Source organism: Hydrocarboniphaga sp., assembly GCF_028291725.1.
Taxonomy (GTDB): domain Bacteria; phylum Pseudomonadota; class Gammaproteobacteria; order Nevskiales; family Nevskiaceae; genus Hydrocarboniphaga.
In genome coordinates, this window is the sequence record NZ_JAQGNT010000095.1 from 68,270 (window position 1) to 84,766 (window position 16,497).

The window sequence follows — 16,497 nt, forward strand, 5'->3', positions numbered from 1 at the left end:
TGCGTGGGCTAGCTGGATGACATTGATGAAAACCTTCATGGCGAAGGGCGAGACCGTCAAGCGCGACTGGTACATCGTCGACGCGGACGGCAAGACGCTCGGCCGACTGGCCACCGAAATCGCCCGCCGCCTGCGCGGCAAGCACAAGCCCGAATTCACCCCGCACGTCGACACCGGCGATTACATCGTCGTGATCAACGCCGCGAAGTTGGCCTTCACCGGCAACAAGATGAACGGCATGGACGGCAAGATCTACTGGCGCCACACGATGCACCCGGGCGGCATCAAGCAGACGGCACTGTCTGACATGATGGCCAAGCACCCCGAGCGCGTGCTCGAGAAGGCGGTCAAGGGCATGCTGCCCAAGGGCCCGCTGGGCTACGCCAACTATCGCAAGCTCAAGGTGTATGCCGGTGCCGAGCACCCGCACACCGCGCAGCAGCCGCTGCCGCTCAACATCTAAACCGGTCCCGACATCATGGCTCAGCCCACCAATCAGAATTACGGCACCGGCCGCCGCAAGTCCGCCGCGGCCCGCGTGTTCATCAAGCCGGGTTCCGGCGTGATCACCGTCAACAGCAAGACGCTCGAACAGTATTTCGGCCGCGAAACCAGCCGCATGCTGGTCCGTCAGCCGCTGGAACTGGTCGATGCGGTCACCCGCTTCGACATCTACATCACGGTTGCCGGCGGCGGCCCGTCCGGCCAGGCCGGCGCGATCCGTCACGGCATCACCCGTGCGCTGATCCAGTACGACGAAACGTTGCGCAAGACGCTGCGTGATGCCGGCCTCGTCACCCGCGACGCACGTGAAGTCGAGCGTAAGAAGGTCGGTCTGCACAAGGCCCGCCGCGCGCCACAGTACTCCAAGCGCTAAGGCGCTTTGCTCTTCGGGTGCTTCGCCTGGTTTCCGGGCGAAGCCCTTGGAGAGAGTTTTTGGAGGCATTAGACTGGTCGTCCAGCCTGCTGCTTCTCACAAGGTTTCTGTTGGGGGATCGTCTAATGGTAGGACAACAGTCTCTGACACTGTTTATCTAGGTTCGAGTCCTAGTCCCCCAACCAATAAGTTGTCCGAAGCCGTCCGATACCGTCCCGCTTCGATTCTAAACCCCGCTGGTGCGGGGTTTTTTGTGCCCGTAACTTCCCGGTGGCGCCGAGCAAAGCCGGAAAAGCCTGTGTAGTAATTTGTGTAGTAAAGGTGGCGAGACGAAGCCATTTACTACACGCTCCAGGAGAAGTTCCAACCTGGTACTACATTATGGGAATCAAGTTGACGGACCTGGAAGTCCGTAACGCCAGGCCACGGCAGGAAAAATACGCATTGTCGGCCGGCCATGGCCTCACCCTGATCGTGATGCCTGACGGCTCGAAATACTGGCGCCTAGGCTATCGCTTTGGCGGCAAGCCGAAGATGATCGTCGTCGGCAAGCCCTACCCGGAGACGACCCTGAAAGGCGGCAGTCGCCGGAGCCGCGGCGCAAGATGATGCAGGACTGGGCCGATCTGCTTGACCGTATGGCGTCCGGTGAAAGCAAGGTAACGCCGATCCGGCGCGGCGCAGGCCAAACCCTGATGGCCACTTGAAAGTGTGGCATGCGTGCCTTGCTCAAATTATCCGCTCCGATGGCGGGCTTGGGGCCGCTTACGGCGTGAAGCGGACGATCAGCGAATGGCTCAAACGCCAGCCTTACAGCGCGGAGCCAACCAAGCGCCTCGCAAGCAGCCATTGAACGAAGTTTTCTTTGATGGCATGCCCTCAGTTCACTGACGAATGACCAGCCCACCGATTCAACTCTCCGCCGACGCTCCGTTGCGCAAGCTCAGCGCGGATGCGGTGAAACGCCTGGACGCCGAATCGGTCGCGGAAGCCGATGAGGCACCGGCGCATGCGGCACATCGCTGACGCCAATCTGCTGCTGCCGGTACTGACCGAGGGTCACGCCCACCGGGGGCCGGCCATAGAGTGGTGGGAAGGCTGTGCCGACGGCACCGTCGCGCTGGGCGATCCGATCGGCGCCACCGCCGCGCTGCTGATCGGCGCCGTGCTCGACGAGTTGGAGGGCGCGATCTCAAGCGCGCCATCGTTACGATGTGCGCGGCGGGCGGAATGGCGCCCACCATGCTCATCGAGCGGCTGTGACAGCGATCCCGCGAACGCCTGTTAGCGATCGCAGCTGTCACAAAATTGAAACAAATACGGCCTTGGTGATTACGGCTTTAGACTATGGGTAAGCCCATATCAAATGGGATAAAGGGCGAAGCGTCCACGTTTGCTTAGTGCGTTCCGCTATTCCTCTGCGGGTGCCCTTTTATATGCCGATTGACTTGGAGTTTGTTATGCCGGCCGCACATCCGCGTTATGCAGGTAAGTCCGACGAGCAAGAGGTTTTGATCGGCCTGTATCTCCAGCCGATATTAAATCCGAAGGGCGACCTCGAAGGCTTGCTGATCGAGGTCGGCGGCGCGCCTGCGCAGATCGTTATCGACCCGAATGAAGAAGCTGAGTTTTTCGATGGTATTTCGGTGGGTCAGTCCCTGAAAGTAAAAGCTGCACCGGTGGCGCCATCTCCAAAGGGCGAGCCCGTCCATCCCGTCTTTCGTTTTCATGCCCTGCAGGCTGTCGATGGGAAGAAACCGAATGGCGGCAAAAAGACCGGCGTATTTAAGGGCAAGGTGTTGCGATTGAATTTTGCCAAGCATGGCCTTCCGAACGGCGTCATTCTCGACACTGGCGATTTCATTCATCTCCGCCCACGCGGCTTCATCGACGCGGGCTTGAACATTGGCGACAGCGTAAAGGCCTCGGGAAGAGCTAAAAAAATGGCAAAAGGCGGCTTTGTCGTTGAAGCTGCCGAGGTCAATGGCGTAGCGATCGAAGCGCACAAGTAGACTACTTAAAAGCAAAAGACGTTACGGACTGGGCGGGCCTGTGGCTTCGAGCACACCGTGGCGATGCAGCCATCATTCGAAGACGCGCTAAATCGAAACATTTCCTTGATACCTTGTGGGTGATCAATGGGGATCGTGGCGCGACATGGGGCACAGATGAAGGCAGCGGATAGCCCTCAGTACATTTCCTGCGAGCATTGGGACGTGCTGACGGTCGGACCCAAAGGGCCGGTTCTCATGCGTCCTTACGTCCGGCTTCCGGACGGCAAGGACACGGCGCCGTTTCCGAACTGGTTTTCGCTGAGCCTGGCTGAAGCCGATCACTTGATGGAGCAACTGAGGCGGTTGCGCGCACTGCGAGCGACTTAGTTGCAACCGGGACGCTCGACACGCATGGTGCTTGATTCGTCGAAGTTCATATCCAGCAGAATCCATCCAATGACGATCTTCTCCCATGACGATTTCAATGGCCGGCACCGCTTGAAGCGTCGATACCTTTACTCCGCTATGACTTTCGTTGCCGGTGTCGCATTTGGGCTGGTGCTTCCGCACCTGATCTAGATCCTTGGGCCGTGCACCAAGCTAACGCCCATACGCATCATCACAAAGCCGATGCAGCTCCCCGAACGCATCCGCCAGCTTCGGCAGATCGTCCGGCTGCGGTGCGAGCACCGCGGTATCGCCGATCTGCTTGCTGTCGTCGTGGTCGCCGCCCTTGGTTTCGAGTTCGATGCAGTCGGTCGTCGCCTGGCAGTACAGGCCGACTGATGGGCCACCCTGCCATACCGGTACGACGTCGGCGATCGGAACGATCTGGCGTACGAGTTCGCCGCCGTCGACGGCTTCGCGGCTGATGGTCAGCTCGCAGCCGTCTTTTGAGAAGCGGTACGACCACAGGAAGAATTGCCCGCTGCGCTGCCAGCCGTCGCCGGCCTGGCGATTGAGTTTTTCCAGGATGAAGCGGTTGGCGTCGCGGCGTTCGGTAGAGGTTTTGTCGCTGCCGCCGAAGGCGCACAGCAGCGGCAGCAGGCTGAGGGCGGCCAGGGTTTTGGCGATTGCACTGGTGCGGTTCAAGACCGGGGTTCCGTGGCGGCGAGTTCTTTCAGACGCGCCCGGCGCGCGGCGGGTTCCAGCTTGCCCAGGATGCTGGCCGCTTTATAAAACGCGGGCCAGTCGGCGTTGTTTTGGTGGAACAGCGCGGCGAAGGCCGGCACCCATTGGTCGTAGAGGCCGAAGGGCAGCAGCCGCGCGTTGTTGAGCGGTTCGTCGAAGAAGCCGTCGTAGCCCTTGTAGCCGGCCCACTGGGTGTCGCGCAGCCGGTGGTAGCGGCTGATCAGGCGATCGAACTCGGTCTGCTTCGCGGCGCGCAGCTCGGCGCGGTCCTGAGTGGCGGCGTAGGCTTTTTCCAGGCGTTGGCGTGCGTCGAGTATCAGCTCGACGAAATCGTGGCTGCGTTTTTCGCGGGCCGCTTCGTCAGCGGAGTTGAGGCCACGCGCTGCGCCGTAGTCGCTCAGGCCCTGCTGCTCGACGAAGTTGGCGAAGGATTCGTTGAACGCGGTGTCGTTCTTGACGTAGAGCTTCTGGTGGCCAAGCTCGTGGAACAGTGTGCCGATCAGCTGCGCGTCGGACCAGCGCAGCATCGTGTTGATCACCGGGTCGTTGAACCAGCCCAATGTGGAGTACGCGGCGACGCCGCCGATTTCGGTCTCAAAACCCTGGGCGCGCAGGTCGGCGGCATGTGATTCTGCCGCCTTCTCGTCGTAGAAGCCGCGGTAGGCGAGGCAGCCGGCGATCGGGAAGCAGGATTCGACCGCGTCCAGCGAGAACTCCGGCGTGGCGAACACGTTCCAGACCACGTAGTCGCGGTGCACGTCGGAGTACAGGGTGTAGCTCTTGTTGTCGGGCAGGTGCAGCGCGGTGACCGCGTAGCGGCGCGCGTCCTGCACCTTGGCCAGACGCTCGCGCAGGCGTGTATCGCGCGAGGGGTCGTGCACGACGTCGGCGATCGGCTCGCGGCTGGTCATCAGCTGGTACTGGCCGCGGGCGAGCTGCAGGTAGTAGCTGGTGGTGGCGCAACCGGTGAGCGTCAGCAGCGTGCCGAGTGCTGCTGCGACCCATGTGGTGCGGGGCGTCATTCCCGCGAAGGCGGGAATGACGGGCGGCGAATGTTTGGATGTCACTGCGCCGATTGCTGCTTGTCGAGCCAGACGACCAGGCCCTGGGCATTGAGATCCAGATCGAACTCCAGCCATTCGCGGGCCAGAGCTTCCGGAATGTCGACGCGGCGGCGCCGCAGTTCGGCAAAGCTCCAGTCGTACAGCGCCTGCTTGATCGCCGGCTGGCGGTCCGCGCCACGGGCCTCGACGCTCATCGCCAGGTGCTGGTAGTCGATCAGGCCTGCGCGCAGTTCGTGCGCCAGGCGTGGCACCTCGTCGACGGCGCCGTAGTGGGTCAGGTACATGCGTTGCGGCGCGTAGCTCAGGTAGCGGTCCAGTGTCCGCTCCCAGGCCTCGGGCTCGAACTGCACCGGTGTGGTCGTCGGCATCAGCCAGGGGCCGGCCGGGCCGTCGAATGCGCGGTATGACAGGCCGAAGGTGTCGCCGGTGAAGAAGCCCTGGCTGACGGCGTCCCACACCGAGAAGTGATGGCGTGCGTGGCCGGGTGAGTCGATGAATACCAGCTCGCGGCCGGCCAGGTTCAGGCGATAGCCGTCGTCGGCGACGATCATGCGCGACTCGTCGGCGGACAGGATTTCACCGTAGATGGCCTGCATCGCGGCTTCGCCGTAAACCGCGGTTGCGCCGGCGATCAGCTTGCTGGGGTCGATCAGGTGGCGGGCGCCGCGCGGGTGCGCTACCAGCTGGGCGTTCGGCAGCTCGCGCATCAGCCGGCCGGCACCGCCGGCATGGTCCAGGTGCACATGCGTCGGGATCAGGTAGCGCACTTGCTCGCGGGCAATGCCCATCTGCTCGAGCCGCGCCAGCAGGCCGGGCACGCCGTGCGAGGTGCCGCATTCGATCAACGCGGCCTCGCCGCCGTGTTGCAGCAGGTAGCAGCAGGCCAGGCCCGGGCGCTGCTGCTCGGTATCGATGCAGGTGATGCCATGGCCCAGATCCTGGGCCGCCGGCAGCCGCGGGCTAGTCGTGCTCATGCGGGGTGCAGCGCGGCGCTAGCGGTTGATAACGGTCGGCTCCGGCGCCGGCGGGCGCCGCACCAGGTCGACCAGGTCTTCGCGCCGATAGATGCCGAGCTTGCGGTAGATGCGCGACGCATGGTTGGCCACCGTCGACACCGCGATGTCGTACTGGCGTGCGACGCTCTTGAAGGTTTTGCCGTTGCCGAGCGCCCGCGCGATCTGCTGCTCGCGGGGCGATAGGCCGTCCAGCGGCAGCGGGCGGCGCGCGTGCAGCTGAAACAGATTGCCCAGCGGCGAGATGCGGAAATGCAGCGGGCCCTGGAAGAAGGCCTCGTCGCCTTCCAGTGCCGGCGCCGGGATCGCGAACGGCAGCCGCGCGAAATCGGGCTTGGCCGCGCTCTGCTTGGCGACGAGATCGCGGAAGCGGCTGCTGGCCGCGTACACCGTGCCGTGCGAATCGACCACCGCCGCGCTGCCGCGATTGGTGCGGCCCAGCGACAGCAGCCATTCGTCGCGCTGGATGTACTGGTGCAGCGACAACGCGCCCGCTTCGGCCAGATGGCGCAGCGCGCGGCCGAACAACGCGGCCGATGGGACGGCGTTGGTGAAGTACAGCAGCAGCACGCTGTGCAGTGCGTCGCCGCGATGCAGCTGTCTTTCGGCAAGTACCGCCCTGGCGCCGGCGGCGCCACGGGCGGCGAGCGTGGGCGGCACTGGCGCGATCGTCGACATGCCGTCGCCCGCCGCCAGATTCAGCGCGATCAACTGGGCGCGCTCGATGCCCAGCTCCGGCGGGTAGATCGAGAACTCGCCGATGTTGCCGTCGGAGCGGGTCAGCCAGGCGCCGCCGACGGCGCCGCTCCACAGTGCGACTTCGCGCAGCGCGTGGCTGCGGAAGTCCTGCCATTCGCACTCGACCGCGAGCCGGTAGAGCGTCGGGATCAAGTCATCGAGGCTGCGCGCATCCGCTGCCGCCAAATGGTCCGCCATGCAGTCCCTCGCACTGGTTTTACAGCCTGATTTCAGCGGCGCGGAATCTGGCCGCTAGAGGCTGGTCCGACTCCGATGTCGTAGTGTAGATATACCATGCTGGGGGGCGGGACGCAGAGAGGGTAGGCCCCCGGTTGCGCATCGACGGTACAGGTCGGCAAAGGGTCGCCGATCTACGGTTCGATCTTCAGATGCGACAGATCCACGTCGCGGATCACTGCGGTGAACGACAGCTGGTCCTGCACCGCCTGGCGGTTCGGGTCCCAGTAGATCTGCAGAAAGCCGAGCAGGCCGGTGCTGAAGCCGGCTGCGTAACCGCCGTAGCGGCCGAAGCTCATCCAGTACGACAGCGGCTTGCCACCCAGGTGCACGACGCGGATTTTCATCAGGCGCTTGCCCGGTGTCTGGCCGGCCCACAGGGTCGTGAACAGCGTGAAGTAGGCGGCGGCCCAGCCGATCGACAGGCCGAGATCGTCGAGCATGCCGTAGAGCTGTTTCAGCAGGCTGTATTCGGGCTGGCGTTCGGCCTTTTCCGTCTTCGGACCGGCGTCGTCGTCGGCGTCAGCTGCAGTGGCCTTTTTGCCCCTGGTTTTCGTGTGTGCGATTTCCTGCGTCGATTGTTCCAGCTTCGCCGCGGCGCTGGCTTTCAGCTGGGCGCGCTCGGCTTCGTCGGATATCGTCTCGTCGATCAGCCCATTGATTTTCGCGAGCTTGGGTTCCGGCTTGCCCTTGACCTCGGCGAGCGCTGCGGCCATGCCCTCGACGGCATCGGTACGGCATTTCGCGTCGTCGCAGGCTTTCAGCGCGATCAGCATCGCACCGAAGATCATGCTGTCGGCACCGCTGATCAACTGGTCCTTTTTCGGCGCCGATGCGTCCTCGTCATCGTCGCCCACGTAACGGTCCCACACCGGCTGCAGCAGGCTGACCGCCACCGCGAAAATCAGCATCGCGACCAGGATGCGCGCCGGCAGGCCGAGGCCGCGCGCGATGCGGCTGCTCGGGCGATAGCGGTTTTTCAGCCAGCTGTACGCAAACACCGCAAGTACCGCGGCGAGCATGACGCCGCCGGTCTTGGTCAGCAGCAGCACCAGCACGGCGTCGATGCCGATCGCGATCGCGCGCCGGTTCGGTGTCGCCAGCGGCAGGCCGAGCAGTGACGGCGACACCCGGAAAGCATGCGGCGTGATGATGTCGCGAGGATCGTGAGCGGGCGCCGCGAAGGCCTCGTTCTCCGAAGGCGCTCGCTCCCAGCGCGGCTCCTTGTCGACGTCTTTGGGCCTGGTTTCGGGATCGCGGCTCATCGTCGGCGTGACCGATCAGGCGAGTACGCGGAACGCGTCGAGCCTTAGCCCGGCGATGCTGATGTCCTGGGGTTCCAGCCTGTAGCAGTGATCGCTGCGGTGATCGGTGCCGAGCGCTTCGGCGAACGGGCGGCTGGCCAGGATCTCACCGGTTTCGGCAAGGTCTTCGCCGAGCTTGAATGCGGTGTTCACCGCGTCGCCATGCGCGTCCGAGTTGGGTATCAGCAGGATGCGGCCGTAAGCCAGGCCGATGCTGACCGGCTGCGCGCGCGCGTCGTTCATCATCAGGTGGCGCATCTCGACGGCCGCTTTCATCGCCTCGTTGGCGTCCGCAAACGCGGCGAGCAGATTGTCCGCCTCGTACTTGATCACCTCGCCGCCGTGTTCCAGCACCACCGGCCCGGTGATGGCGTGCATGCGCCGGATACGGCACAGGTAGGACAGCACGCCGTCACGGCGCACCGATAGCGAGAACTCGCTCATGTCCAGCGCCAGTACCGCGCGATCGACGCCGTAGCGCTGCCAGATATCGGCCTCCATCGCCTGGCGCGAATTGTCGTCGGCCTCCGCGTAGCGGTCGATCGTGGCAAAGAAGGTCTGCATGTTTCTCACTCAGCCATTGTAGGTTGGGTTGAGCGTAGCGAACCCCAACATTTGTTCCGCGCCGACGTTGGGGTTCGCTGCGCTCACCCCAACCTACGCTCGCTTGCTAATCCTGCAGCACTGCGGCCGCCGCGTTGCGGCCGCAGGCGCCCATCACGCCGCCGCCCGGATGCGCCGCGGCGCCGCAAAGATAAAGTCCCTCGAGCGGCGTGCGGTAGTCGCTCCAGCCCGGCACCGGCCGGAAGGCGAACAGCTGGTGCAGCGGCATCGCGCCCTGAAAGATGTTGCCGCCGGTCAGGCCGAAACGCGCCTCCAGGTCCGGCGGCGCCAGTACCTGGCGGTGCAGAATCGAGCGCTTGAAATTGGGCGCGAATCGCGTGATCTCGTCGACGCAGCGGTCGGCGAAGGCTTCGCGCTGCTCGTCCCAGCTGGTGCCGGTGAGCTGGTACGGCGCGTACTGCACGAACAGGCCAACGATGTGGTGCCCGGCTGGCGCCAGCGTCTTGTCGACGCTGGTCGGGATGGTCATTTCGATCACCGGGCGCTGGCTGGGCGCGCCGCGCCGCGCATCCTCATAGGCGCGCTCGATGTAATCCGGCGTCGCGCCGATATGGATCGTGCCGCGATGCTGCGGGCCGGGCTCCTGGCCCTGGTTCGGCGCCGCGATGAAATCCGGCAGTTCCGACACCGCGAGATTGATCTTGACGCTGGCCGAGGCGTAGTCGATACGCCGGACCGCGGCGTCGAAACGTGGCGGCAGGCTGCCCGGCGCGAGCAGCTTGCCGAAAGTGACCGCAGCGGTTGCATTGGAGATCACGCGCCTGGCGGTGATGCGTTCGCCGCTGGCGAGTTCCACGCCGGCAACGCGGCCGTTTTCGACCCGGATCTGCGCAACCTCGGCGTTGCAGACGATGTCGACGCCGTGCGACTGCGCGGCCCTGGCCATTGCGTCGCTGAGCGCGCCCATGCCGCCCTCGACGTAGCCCCAGACGCCGCGCGCGCCTCCGGCCATGCCCATCACATGATGCAGCAGCACGTAGCCGGTGCCGGGTGCCGACGGCGGCGCGAATGTGCCGATGATCGCGTCGGTCGCCAGCGTGCCCTTGAGTTCGTCGGACTGAAACCAGCGATCCAGGATCGGGGTCGCCGGGCCGGTCAGCAGCTCGATCGCCTCGGGCAGCTCGCTGCCCAGCGACTTCATCGCGGTATACAGCGAGCGGCCGCGTCTGAGATTGCGCAGGCGATCGAGCAGGCCGTGGCGGCGCCAGCTTTGCGGCAGTGGCAGCAACTCCGGCGGGGTGTCCATCAGCGCCGGCTCCAGCGTCTCGGCGATCCGCGACAGCCAGGCTTCGTAGCGCGGGTAGACATCGGCGTCGCGCGCCGAGAACTTGGCGATTTCGCGATGATTCAGCGCCGCGTCCGGGCCCATCAGCAGCGAGCGGCCGTCCTCGAATGGCGTGAACGACGAGGGGCTGCGCGGCAGCACGCGGTAGCCGTGGTCGCGCAGCTTGAGGTCACGCTCCACATCCGGCAGCAGCAGGCTGACGACATAGGACGCGGTGGAGCAGCGATAGCCCGGCGCGAGTTCTTCTGTGACCGCGGCGCCGCCGATCAGATGCCGGCGTTCGAGCACCAGCACGCGCTCGCCGGCACGCGCCAGGTAGGCGGCGCAGACCAGGCCGTTGTGGCCGCCGCCGATGATGATTGCGTCGTACATGCGGCTATCCTAATTCAGCGTCGGCATGCACGACGATCGGCGAAGCCATTGTAGGAGCGGTCCTTGACCGCGATTGTGCTCTGCCAGTTTTCAATCGCGGTCAAGGACCGCTCCTACAGTCAGGAAGTTGGAGCTTCTTCAGCGTTCGCAGCGGGCTTGGCGCGACGCGGCTTCTTGGCAGCGGCTTTCTTGCGCGGCGTCTTGCTCGCTGTCTTGCGCGCGGCACGCGGCTTTTTCACCGGCGCGGCCTCGACCTCGACTTCCGCTTCGTCGCGATCGCGCCCCATCGCCCCGCGCAGCAGCTTCCACGTCGGGTTGCGGCGGATCATGTCGAGGCTGGCCTGCAGCACAGCGGCTGGATCGAAGCTCTCGCTGGCGGCGCCGACTTTCTCGCGCAGGAAGCGCACCACGTCGTCCTGCAGGCCGGCGACATCGGGTAGGCCGAGGAAGCGGCGCAGCTCCTCGGGTTTGACGTCGATTTCGATCTTGATCTGCATCGGCAGCTTCTCCCTATCGGCCCGTTACGCCGTCAGCAGGCGCTGGGCCTCGCGATACGTCGCGCCGGTGCGGGCGATGATTTCGTCCGGCAGCTGCGGGCCTGGGGCCTTTTTGTTCCAGGCCAGCGTCTCGAGGTAGTCGCGGACGATCTGCTTGTCGAAGCTCGGCGGACTGACTCCGGCGCGATAGGTGTCGGCCGGCCAGAAACGCGACGAATCCGGCGTCAGCACCTCATCGATCAGATGCAGCCTGCCGGCATCGTCGAGGCCGAATTCGAACTTGGTGTCGGCGATGATGATGCCGCGGGAGCGCGCATATTCCGAGGCCTCGCCATAGATGCGCAGCGTGGTATCGCGCAGCTGCTTGGCCAGATCGGCGCCGATGCGGCGCTCGACCTCGGCGAAAGTGATGTTCTCGTCGTGGCTGCCGACCGGGGCCTTGTCGGCGGGTGTGAAGATCGGCTCCGGCAGCTTGTCGGCGAGCCTCAGGCCGGCTGGCAGCGCGATGCCGCAGACCTTGCCGCTCGCCTGATAATCCTTCCAGCCGGAGCCGATCAGATAGCCGCGCGCGACGCATTCGATCGGCAGCGCCTTGAGCTTCTTGACAATCACGGCGCGGCCTTCGCATTGCGCCAGCTCATCGGGCCTGAGCCAGTCTTCCAGGCGCATTTCCGGCGCCATCTGGTTCGGCAGCAGGCCGGCGAAGCGCCGCATCCAGAACTCGGTCAGCGCCTGCAGCACCGCGCCTTTGCCAGGGATCGGCTGCGGCAGGATCACGTCGAAGGCCGACAGACGATCGCTGGTCACGATCAGCATGTGCGAGTCGCCGACGGCGTAGATGTCACGAACCTTGCCGCGATGGATACGGGGCAGGCTGTCGATTCGGGATTCGAAGAGGGCGGAGCTCATGCGGTCGGTGCCGATAGCGGGCAGGGTACAGGTGTGCCGGCATGATACGCGGGCTCGTGGGACTTGATCAGAGGCTGCCCAGGGATGGCAGGCGCGGGCTTTGGCCGCATAATCGCCCATAACAGGGAGGTGAAACAGGGAGGTGAGCGATGCTGGCGATGTTTGTGGAGATGGCGCTGTACGGAGTCGGTGCGGCGGTGATCATTTATCTGGTCTACACGCTGTTCCTGTCAGGCGGGGGCAAGTCGGCCAAGGCCGGGCCGAAAAAACACCGGCGCTTCGAGCGTCGCGAAGGCGAACGCGGCGATCGCCGCAAGAGCGACCAGGGCCCGCCACCGGGCGTGGAAGATCGGCGCAAAGACCCGCGGCGCGGCCGCGACTAGCTGCCAGAAAAACAGAAAAAACAGAAACGATCGCGAAAACGAGGAGAGATCGCATGGTGATCAGGGACAAGAAGATTCTGGTGATCGGTGCCGGCGGCCGTGAGCACGCGCTGGCCTGGAAGATCGCGCAGTCGCCGCGCGTGGCCGAGGTCGTGGTCGCGCCGGGAAACCCCGGCACCGCCGCGGAGCCACGCTGCCGCAACGCCGCGGTTGCGGCCGACGACATCGCCGGCCTGGTCGATCTCGCACGCCGCGAATCGGTCGCACTGACCGTGGTCGGCCCCGAAGTGCCGCTGTCGCTCGGCGTCGTCGATGCGTTCGAAGAGGCCGGCCTGCGTATCTTCGGGCCGACGCGTGATGCTGCGCAGCTTGAGTCGTCGAAGGCGTTTTCCAAGGATTTTCTGGCGCGTCACAAGATACCGACCGCGCAATACCGCGTATTCAACGAGCTCGATGCCGCGCTCGCCTATATCGACGAGCGCGGCGCGCCGATCGTGGTCAAGGCCGACGGTCTGGCCGCGGGCAAGGGCGTGGTCGTCGCGACCAGCATCGACGAGGCCAAGGCCGCGGCTCGCGACATGCTCGGCGGCGCGATGCTCGGCAAGGGCGGGGCGCGCGTCGTCGTCGAGGATTTCCTCGACGGCGAGGAGGCCAGCTTCATCGTCGTCGCTGGCGGCACGCAGTACGTGGTGCTGCCGACCTCGCAGGATCACAAGCGCATTTTCGACGGCGACCAGGGCCCGAATACCGGCGGCATGGGCGCGTATTCGCCGGCACCGGTGGTGAGCCAGGCGGTGCACGAGCGCGTCTGCCGCGACGTGATCGAGCCGACCTTGCGCGCGATGGAGGCCGAGGGCCGTCCGTTCACCGGCTTTCTGTATGCGGGGCTGATGATCGATACGCGCGGCAGCATCAAGGTGCTGGAATTCAACACGCGCATGGGCGATCCGGAAACCCAGCCGATCCTGTTTCGCATGGAGTCGGATCTGGTCGATTTGCTCAATGCCGCGCTGGAACAGCGCCTGCCGGAGATCAGCGTGCGCTGGAGTGCCCAGCCGGCGATCGGCGTGGTGCTCGCTGCGGCGGGTTATCCGGCGAGCGTCCGGCGCGGCGATGTCATCGCCGGACTCGACGCCGATCTGCAGGGCGCCAAGGTATTCCACGCCGGCACCGCGCAGCAGAACGACGCGGTTGTGACCGCCGGTGGCCGCGTGTTGTGTGTCGTTGCCAGCGGCGACACTTTGGCTGCCGCCAGCCGCGTTGCCTACGCGGCCGTCGACAAGATTTCGTGGGAAGGCATGCAGTACCGTCGCGACATCGGGCACCGCGCGCTACATCGCTAGCAGCCCGTAGGTTGGGGTGAGCGCAGCGAACCCCAACATCGGCGCGGGACCACGTTGGGGTTCGCTGTGCTCACCCCAACCTACGGGACGACCCGACGACGATGGGCCACACCGCCGCGCGGCGCGGTCCCTGCAGTCAAATGGAGTCCGTCGGGGTCGGCACTAGAATCGTCGCTCGCGAACGGGGAGGGGCCATGGTCGGCATTGCATCGACGACGCTTGTCAGAAGACTGCGTCCGGGATTTGTGGCACTGGCATTGACGCTGATCGGAGCCGGCCCGGCTCATGCGCTCGAGGTCAATTTTGGTGATATCAGCGGCACGCTGAACACCAACCTGACTTTCGGCACCGAGATGCGCATGCAGAGCCCGGCCAAGGATCTGATCGGCAAATCCGACAACGATCCGAATGTCTGTGGCGTCGTCGGCGGCGTCAACTACCAGTCCTGCCAGGCGGTGTTCCGCGACCAGATTTTCCCGGCCCAGAAGCTGGTCGATGCGCCCGGCGCCAGCGGCATGCGCGCCGACGACGGCGATCTCAACTACCAGAAACACGATCTGACCCAGGCCGTCGCGATGGCGGCGCAGGATCTGACACTGCACTGGGGCGACTACGGCCTGTTCGCGCGCTGGCTGTACTTCTACGACTTCGTCAACAACGACTTCAACGAAACCAAGCCGAACATCATCACGGCCGAGAATGCCGGCAGCGTCGGCATCACCGGCGACCCTGAAGCCAACCGCTATTTCAGCCGCGTTTACGGCGCCGGCGGCAGCGAGAAGATCAAGCGCAGCGACGGCGAAACGCTGCGCCAGATCGGCAGCGATTTCCAGCTGATGGACATCAATGTCTTCGGCAAGCTGCCGCTGTGGGGCGACAAGGAAATCAACTGGAAAATCGGCCGGCAGAATCTGAACTGGGGCGAGAGCACCACGCTGGTGATCAACAGTCTCAACCAGATCAATCCGCCGAACGCCAACAACCTGTATCGCGTCGGCACGCAGCTGGACCAGGTGTTCCAACCGGTCGGCATGCTGACGTTCTCGGGGGAGGCGTTTGCCAATGTCCAGTACGAGGTCTTCTACCAATTTGAATGGCGGCCGCTGGAAGCGCCGGCGACCGGCAGCTACATGTCGTTCGCCGACCTCGGCACCAACAATGCGCGCGACTACGCCAACCTGAGTTTCGGCGGCTCGGCCGATGATCCGAGCGGCCTCGGCCATCCGCTCGACAGCCCGCTGGCGCTGATCACGCCGACCACCGCGCGCGCCGTGCGCGATCCGGACCGCGAGCCCGAGAACGGCGGCCAGTACGGCTTCTCGCTGAAGTACTACGCCGAGAACATCAACAGCGGCACCGAGTTCGGGTTCTATTTCATGAACTATCACTCGCGGCTGCCGTATGTCAGCTTCAAGTCCACCGATGCGAGCTGCGCGCGGCGCGAGGGCAATGCGCTGGGTATCGACGCACACAACACGCTGGAGTTCTTCGAGACCTGCAACAACCTGCCGGGCTACGATCCTGCCGCGCTGTCCCAGGTGCTGACGCAGGCCGGCGTCCTGCTCGCGCAGAAGCCGGGTGCGATCACCGATTTCGGCGCCAATATCGGCGGTCTGCTGGCGGCGGTGATTCCGAACCCGGATCAACCGCTGTCGGACGCGGTGCCGCTGAGCACCGGGCGCGTGTTCTTTGAGTATCCGGAAAACATCCAGCTGTATGGCTGGAGCTTCAACACCGCGTATGGCGACTACTCGTTTCAGGGTGAAATCGCGTATCGCCCGAACCTGCCGCTGCAGGTTTCGATCACCGATCTGGAATTCGCCGCCGCCGGCCCGACGCTGACGCGCTGCCACGACAAGGATCTGAACTGCGCCGGCACCACTGGAGGCCGTGGCATCGATGCCAGCGGCAGCATGATCACCTACGGCAGCAGCGACTTCATCGACGCCAATGGCAACAACCCGTTCCCGGACACGGTCAATCTGATCGTCGGCGCGGCGCCGGGTTCGGCACGTTCGTTCCCGAGCTTCGTGATTCCGTATCGTGGCGGCACTCTCGGTGAAAACCCGCCGAACAGCTATATTCGCGGCTATGAGCGCTTCGATGTGCTGCAGTACAACCTCGGCCTGACGCGCGTGCTCAGCGGCACCGAGAACTGGATCGGCGCGGACCAGATCCAGTTGGTGGCCGAAGTGGGCGCGACGCATGTGCCGGGTCTGCCGGCCTACGACCGGCTGCAGATCGAATCGCCCGGCGTCTACTACCACGCCAGCGCCGGTGCCGACGGCAGCGGCGCCAACGGCTCGCGCCAGGCCTGCTCGACCAACCCGACCTGCTCGATCGGCCCGGACGGCGCGCGCTTCAATCCGCACCAGGCCAACCTCGACGACCTGGTCGACAAGTTCTCCTGGGGCTATCGCCTGATCGCGATCATCAAGTACGAGAGCGTGCTGCCGGGCATCAGCGTCTCGCCCTTCATCCTGTTCGGCCACGACGTCAACGGCACGGCGCCGGGCCCGGCCGAAAACTTCGTCGAAGACCGCAAGCAGGCGCAAATGACAGTCGAAACGCGTTATCGCGACGCGCTGTCGTTCACGCTCGGCTATTCCTGGTTCTGGGGCGGCGGTTACACCAACGTCTATCGCGACCGTGATTTTGCGCAGGCTTACGTGCGTTATCAGTTCTAGTAGGTCGGCAATCCCTTGCCGACGCGAGGCCGCGATGGC

The 16,497-nt window shown here is 64.8% G+C and carries 16 protein-coding genes, 1 tRNA gene and 1 pseudogene; 9 read left to right on the forward strand and 9 right to left on the reverse strand.

Annotated features, from left to right (window positions below; translation table 11 throughout):
- The first annotated feature begins 25 nt into the window (after positions 1–25).
- The 6 genes and pseudogenes from rplM to JWQ90_RS24680 all read left to right on the forward strand — a co-directional run bounded on the left by rplM (position 26) and on the right by JWQ90_RS24680 (position 2,889).
- Entirely contained in the window at positions 26–463 is a 438-nt protein-coding gene (gene rplM, locus JWQ90_RS24655; protein ID WP_299697715.1) for a 50S ribosomal protein L13, read from the forward strand.
- A 15-nt stretch (positions 464–478) separates the two neighbouring features.
- Entirely contained in the window at positions 479–877 is a 399-nt protein-coding gene (rpsI, locus tag JWQ90_RS24660; RefSeq protein ID WP_299697716.1) for a 30S ribosomal protein S9, read from the forward strand.
- A gap of 111 nt (positions 878–988) precedes the next feature.
- Positions 989–1,062: transfer RNA gene (locus tag JWQ90_RS24665), tRNA-Gln, on the forward strand.
- A 208-nt stretch (positions 1,063–1,270) separates the two neighbouring features.
- Positions 1,271–1,486: an Arm DNA-binding domain-containing protein gene (locus JWQ90_RS24670; protein WP_299697718.1), complete on the forward strand. Its 216-nt coding sequence runs from the start codon at positions 1,271–1,273 to the stop codon at positions 1,484–1,486.
- A 499-nt stretch (positions 1,487–1,985) separates the two neighbouring features.
- Positions 1,986–2,140: pseudogene (locus JWQ90_RS29295) on the forward strand (acetyl-CoA C-acyltransferase); the annotation flags it as partial.
- A 197-nt stretch (positions 2,141–2,337) separates the two neighbouring features.
- Complete coding sequence (locus JWQ90_RS24680) at positions 2,338–2,889, forward strand: hypothetical protein (RefSeq protein WP_299697721.1); 552 nt, start codon at positions 2,338–2,340, stop codon at positions 2,887–2,889.
- 582 nt (positions 2,890–3,471) lie between these two features.
- On the opposite strand, the gene JWQ90_RS24685 is transcribed toward JWQ90_RS24680, so the two are convergent.
- From JWQ90_RS24685 to JWQ90_RS24725, 9 genes are all read right to left on the reverse strand, one after another.
- Entirely contained in the window at positions 3,472–3,963 is a 492-nt protein-coding gene (locus JWQ90_RS24685; protein WP_299697723.1) for a hypothetical protein, read from the reverse strand.
- On the reverse strand, positions 3,960–5,024 hold the full coding sequence (locus tag JWQ90_RS24690) for an aminopeptidase (RefSeq protein WP_299697725.1): 1,065 nt from the start codon (positions 5,022–5,024) through the stop codon (positions 3,960–3,962). The genes JWQ90_RS24685 and JWQ90_RS24690 overlap by 4 nt, the downstream gene beginning before the upstream one ends.
- 41 nt (positions 5,025–5,065) lie before the next feature.
- The gene (locus JWQ90_RS24695) at positions 5,066–6,040 is read right to left on the reverse strand and encodes an MBL fold metallo-hydrolase (RefSeq protein WP_299697726.1); all 975 of its coding nucleotides are present in this window, start codon (positions 6,038–6,040) and stop codon (positions 5,066–5,068) included.
- Positions 6,041–6,058: 18 nt separating this feature from the next.
- On the reverse strand, positions 6,059–7,015 hold the full coding sequence (locus JWQ90_RS24700) for a LuxR C-terminal-related transcriptional regulator (protein WP_299697727.1): 957 nt from the start codon (positions 7,013–7,015) through the stop codon (positions 6,059–6,061).
- A gap of 173 nt (positions 7,016–7,188) precedes the next feature.
- A complete protein-coding gene (locus JWQ90_RS24705; RefSeq protein ID WP_299697728.1) occupies positions 7,189–8,319 on the reverse strand; it encodes an RDD family protein in 1,131 nt (376 codons plus the stop codon).
- A 15-nt stretch (positions 8,320–8,334) separates the two neighbouring features.
- Complete coding sequence (locus tag JWQ90_RS24710; protein ID WP_299697729.1) at positions 8,335–8,922, reverse strand: adenylate/guanylate cyclase domain-containing protein; 588 nt, start codon at positions 8,920–8,922, stop codon at positions 8,335–8,337.
- Between the two features lie 106 nt (positions 8,923–9,028).
- Complete coding sequence (locus JWQ90_RS24715; protein WP_299697730.1) at positions 9,029–10,639, reverse strand: NAD(P)/FAD-dependent oxidoreductase; 1,611 nt, start codon at positions 10,637–10,639, stop codon at positions 9,029–9,031.
- A gap of 119 nt (positions 10,640–10,758) precedes the next feature.
- Positions 10,759–11,136: a hypothetical protein gene (locus JWQ90_RS24720; protein ID WP_299697731.1), complete on the reverse strand. Its 378-nt coding sequence runs from the start codon at positions 11,134–11,136 to the stop codon at positions 10,759–10,761.
- 24 nt (positions 11,137–11,160) lie between these two features.
- Positions 11,161–12,045, reverse strand: a complete 885-nt coding sequence (locus JWQ90_RS24725) for a phosphoribosylaminoimidazolesuccinocarboxamide synthase (RefSeq protein WP_299697732.1) — start codon at positions 12,043–12,045, stop codon at positions 11,161–11,163.
- Between the two features lie 149 nt (positions 12,046–12,194).
- On the opposite strand from JWQ90_RS24725, the gene JWQ90_RS24730 reads away from it, so the two are divergent.
- The 3 genes from JWQ90_RS24730 (at position 12,195) to JWQ90_RS24740 (ending at position 16,458) form a co-directional block, all read left to right on the forward strand.
- Positions 12,195–12,428 carry a hypothetical protein gene (locus JWQ90_RS24730; protein WP_299697733.1) on the forward strand — a complete coding sequence of 78 codons (234 nt, stop codon included), beginning with the start codon at positions 12,195–12,197 and terminating at the stop codon, positions 12,426–12,428.
- Positions 12,429–12,481: 53 nt separating this feature from the next.
- Positions 12,482–13,771 carry a phosphoribosylamine--glycine ligase gene (gene purD, locus JWQ90_RS24735; RefSeq protein ID WP_299697734.1) on the forward strand — a complete coding sequence of 430 codons (1,290 nt, stop codon included), beginning with the start codon at positions 12,482–12,484 and terminating at the stop codon, positions 13,769–13,771.
- 194 nt (positions 13,772–13,965) lie between these two features.
- Complete coding sequence (locus tag JWQ90_RS24740; protein ID WP_299697735.1) at positions 13,966–16,458, forward strand: DUF1302 family protein; 2,493 nt, start codon at positions 13,966–13,968, stop codon at positions 16,456–16,458.
- Positions 16,459–16,497 lie beyond the last annotated feature (39 nt).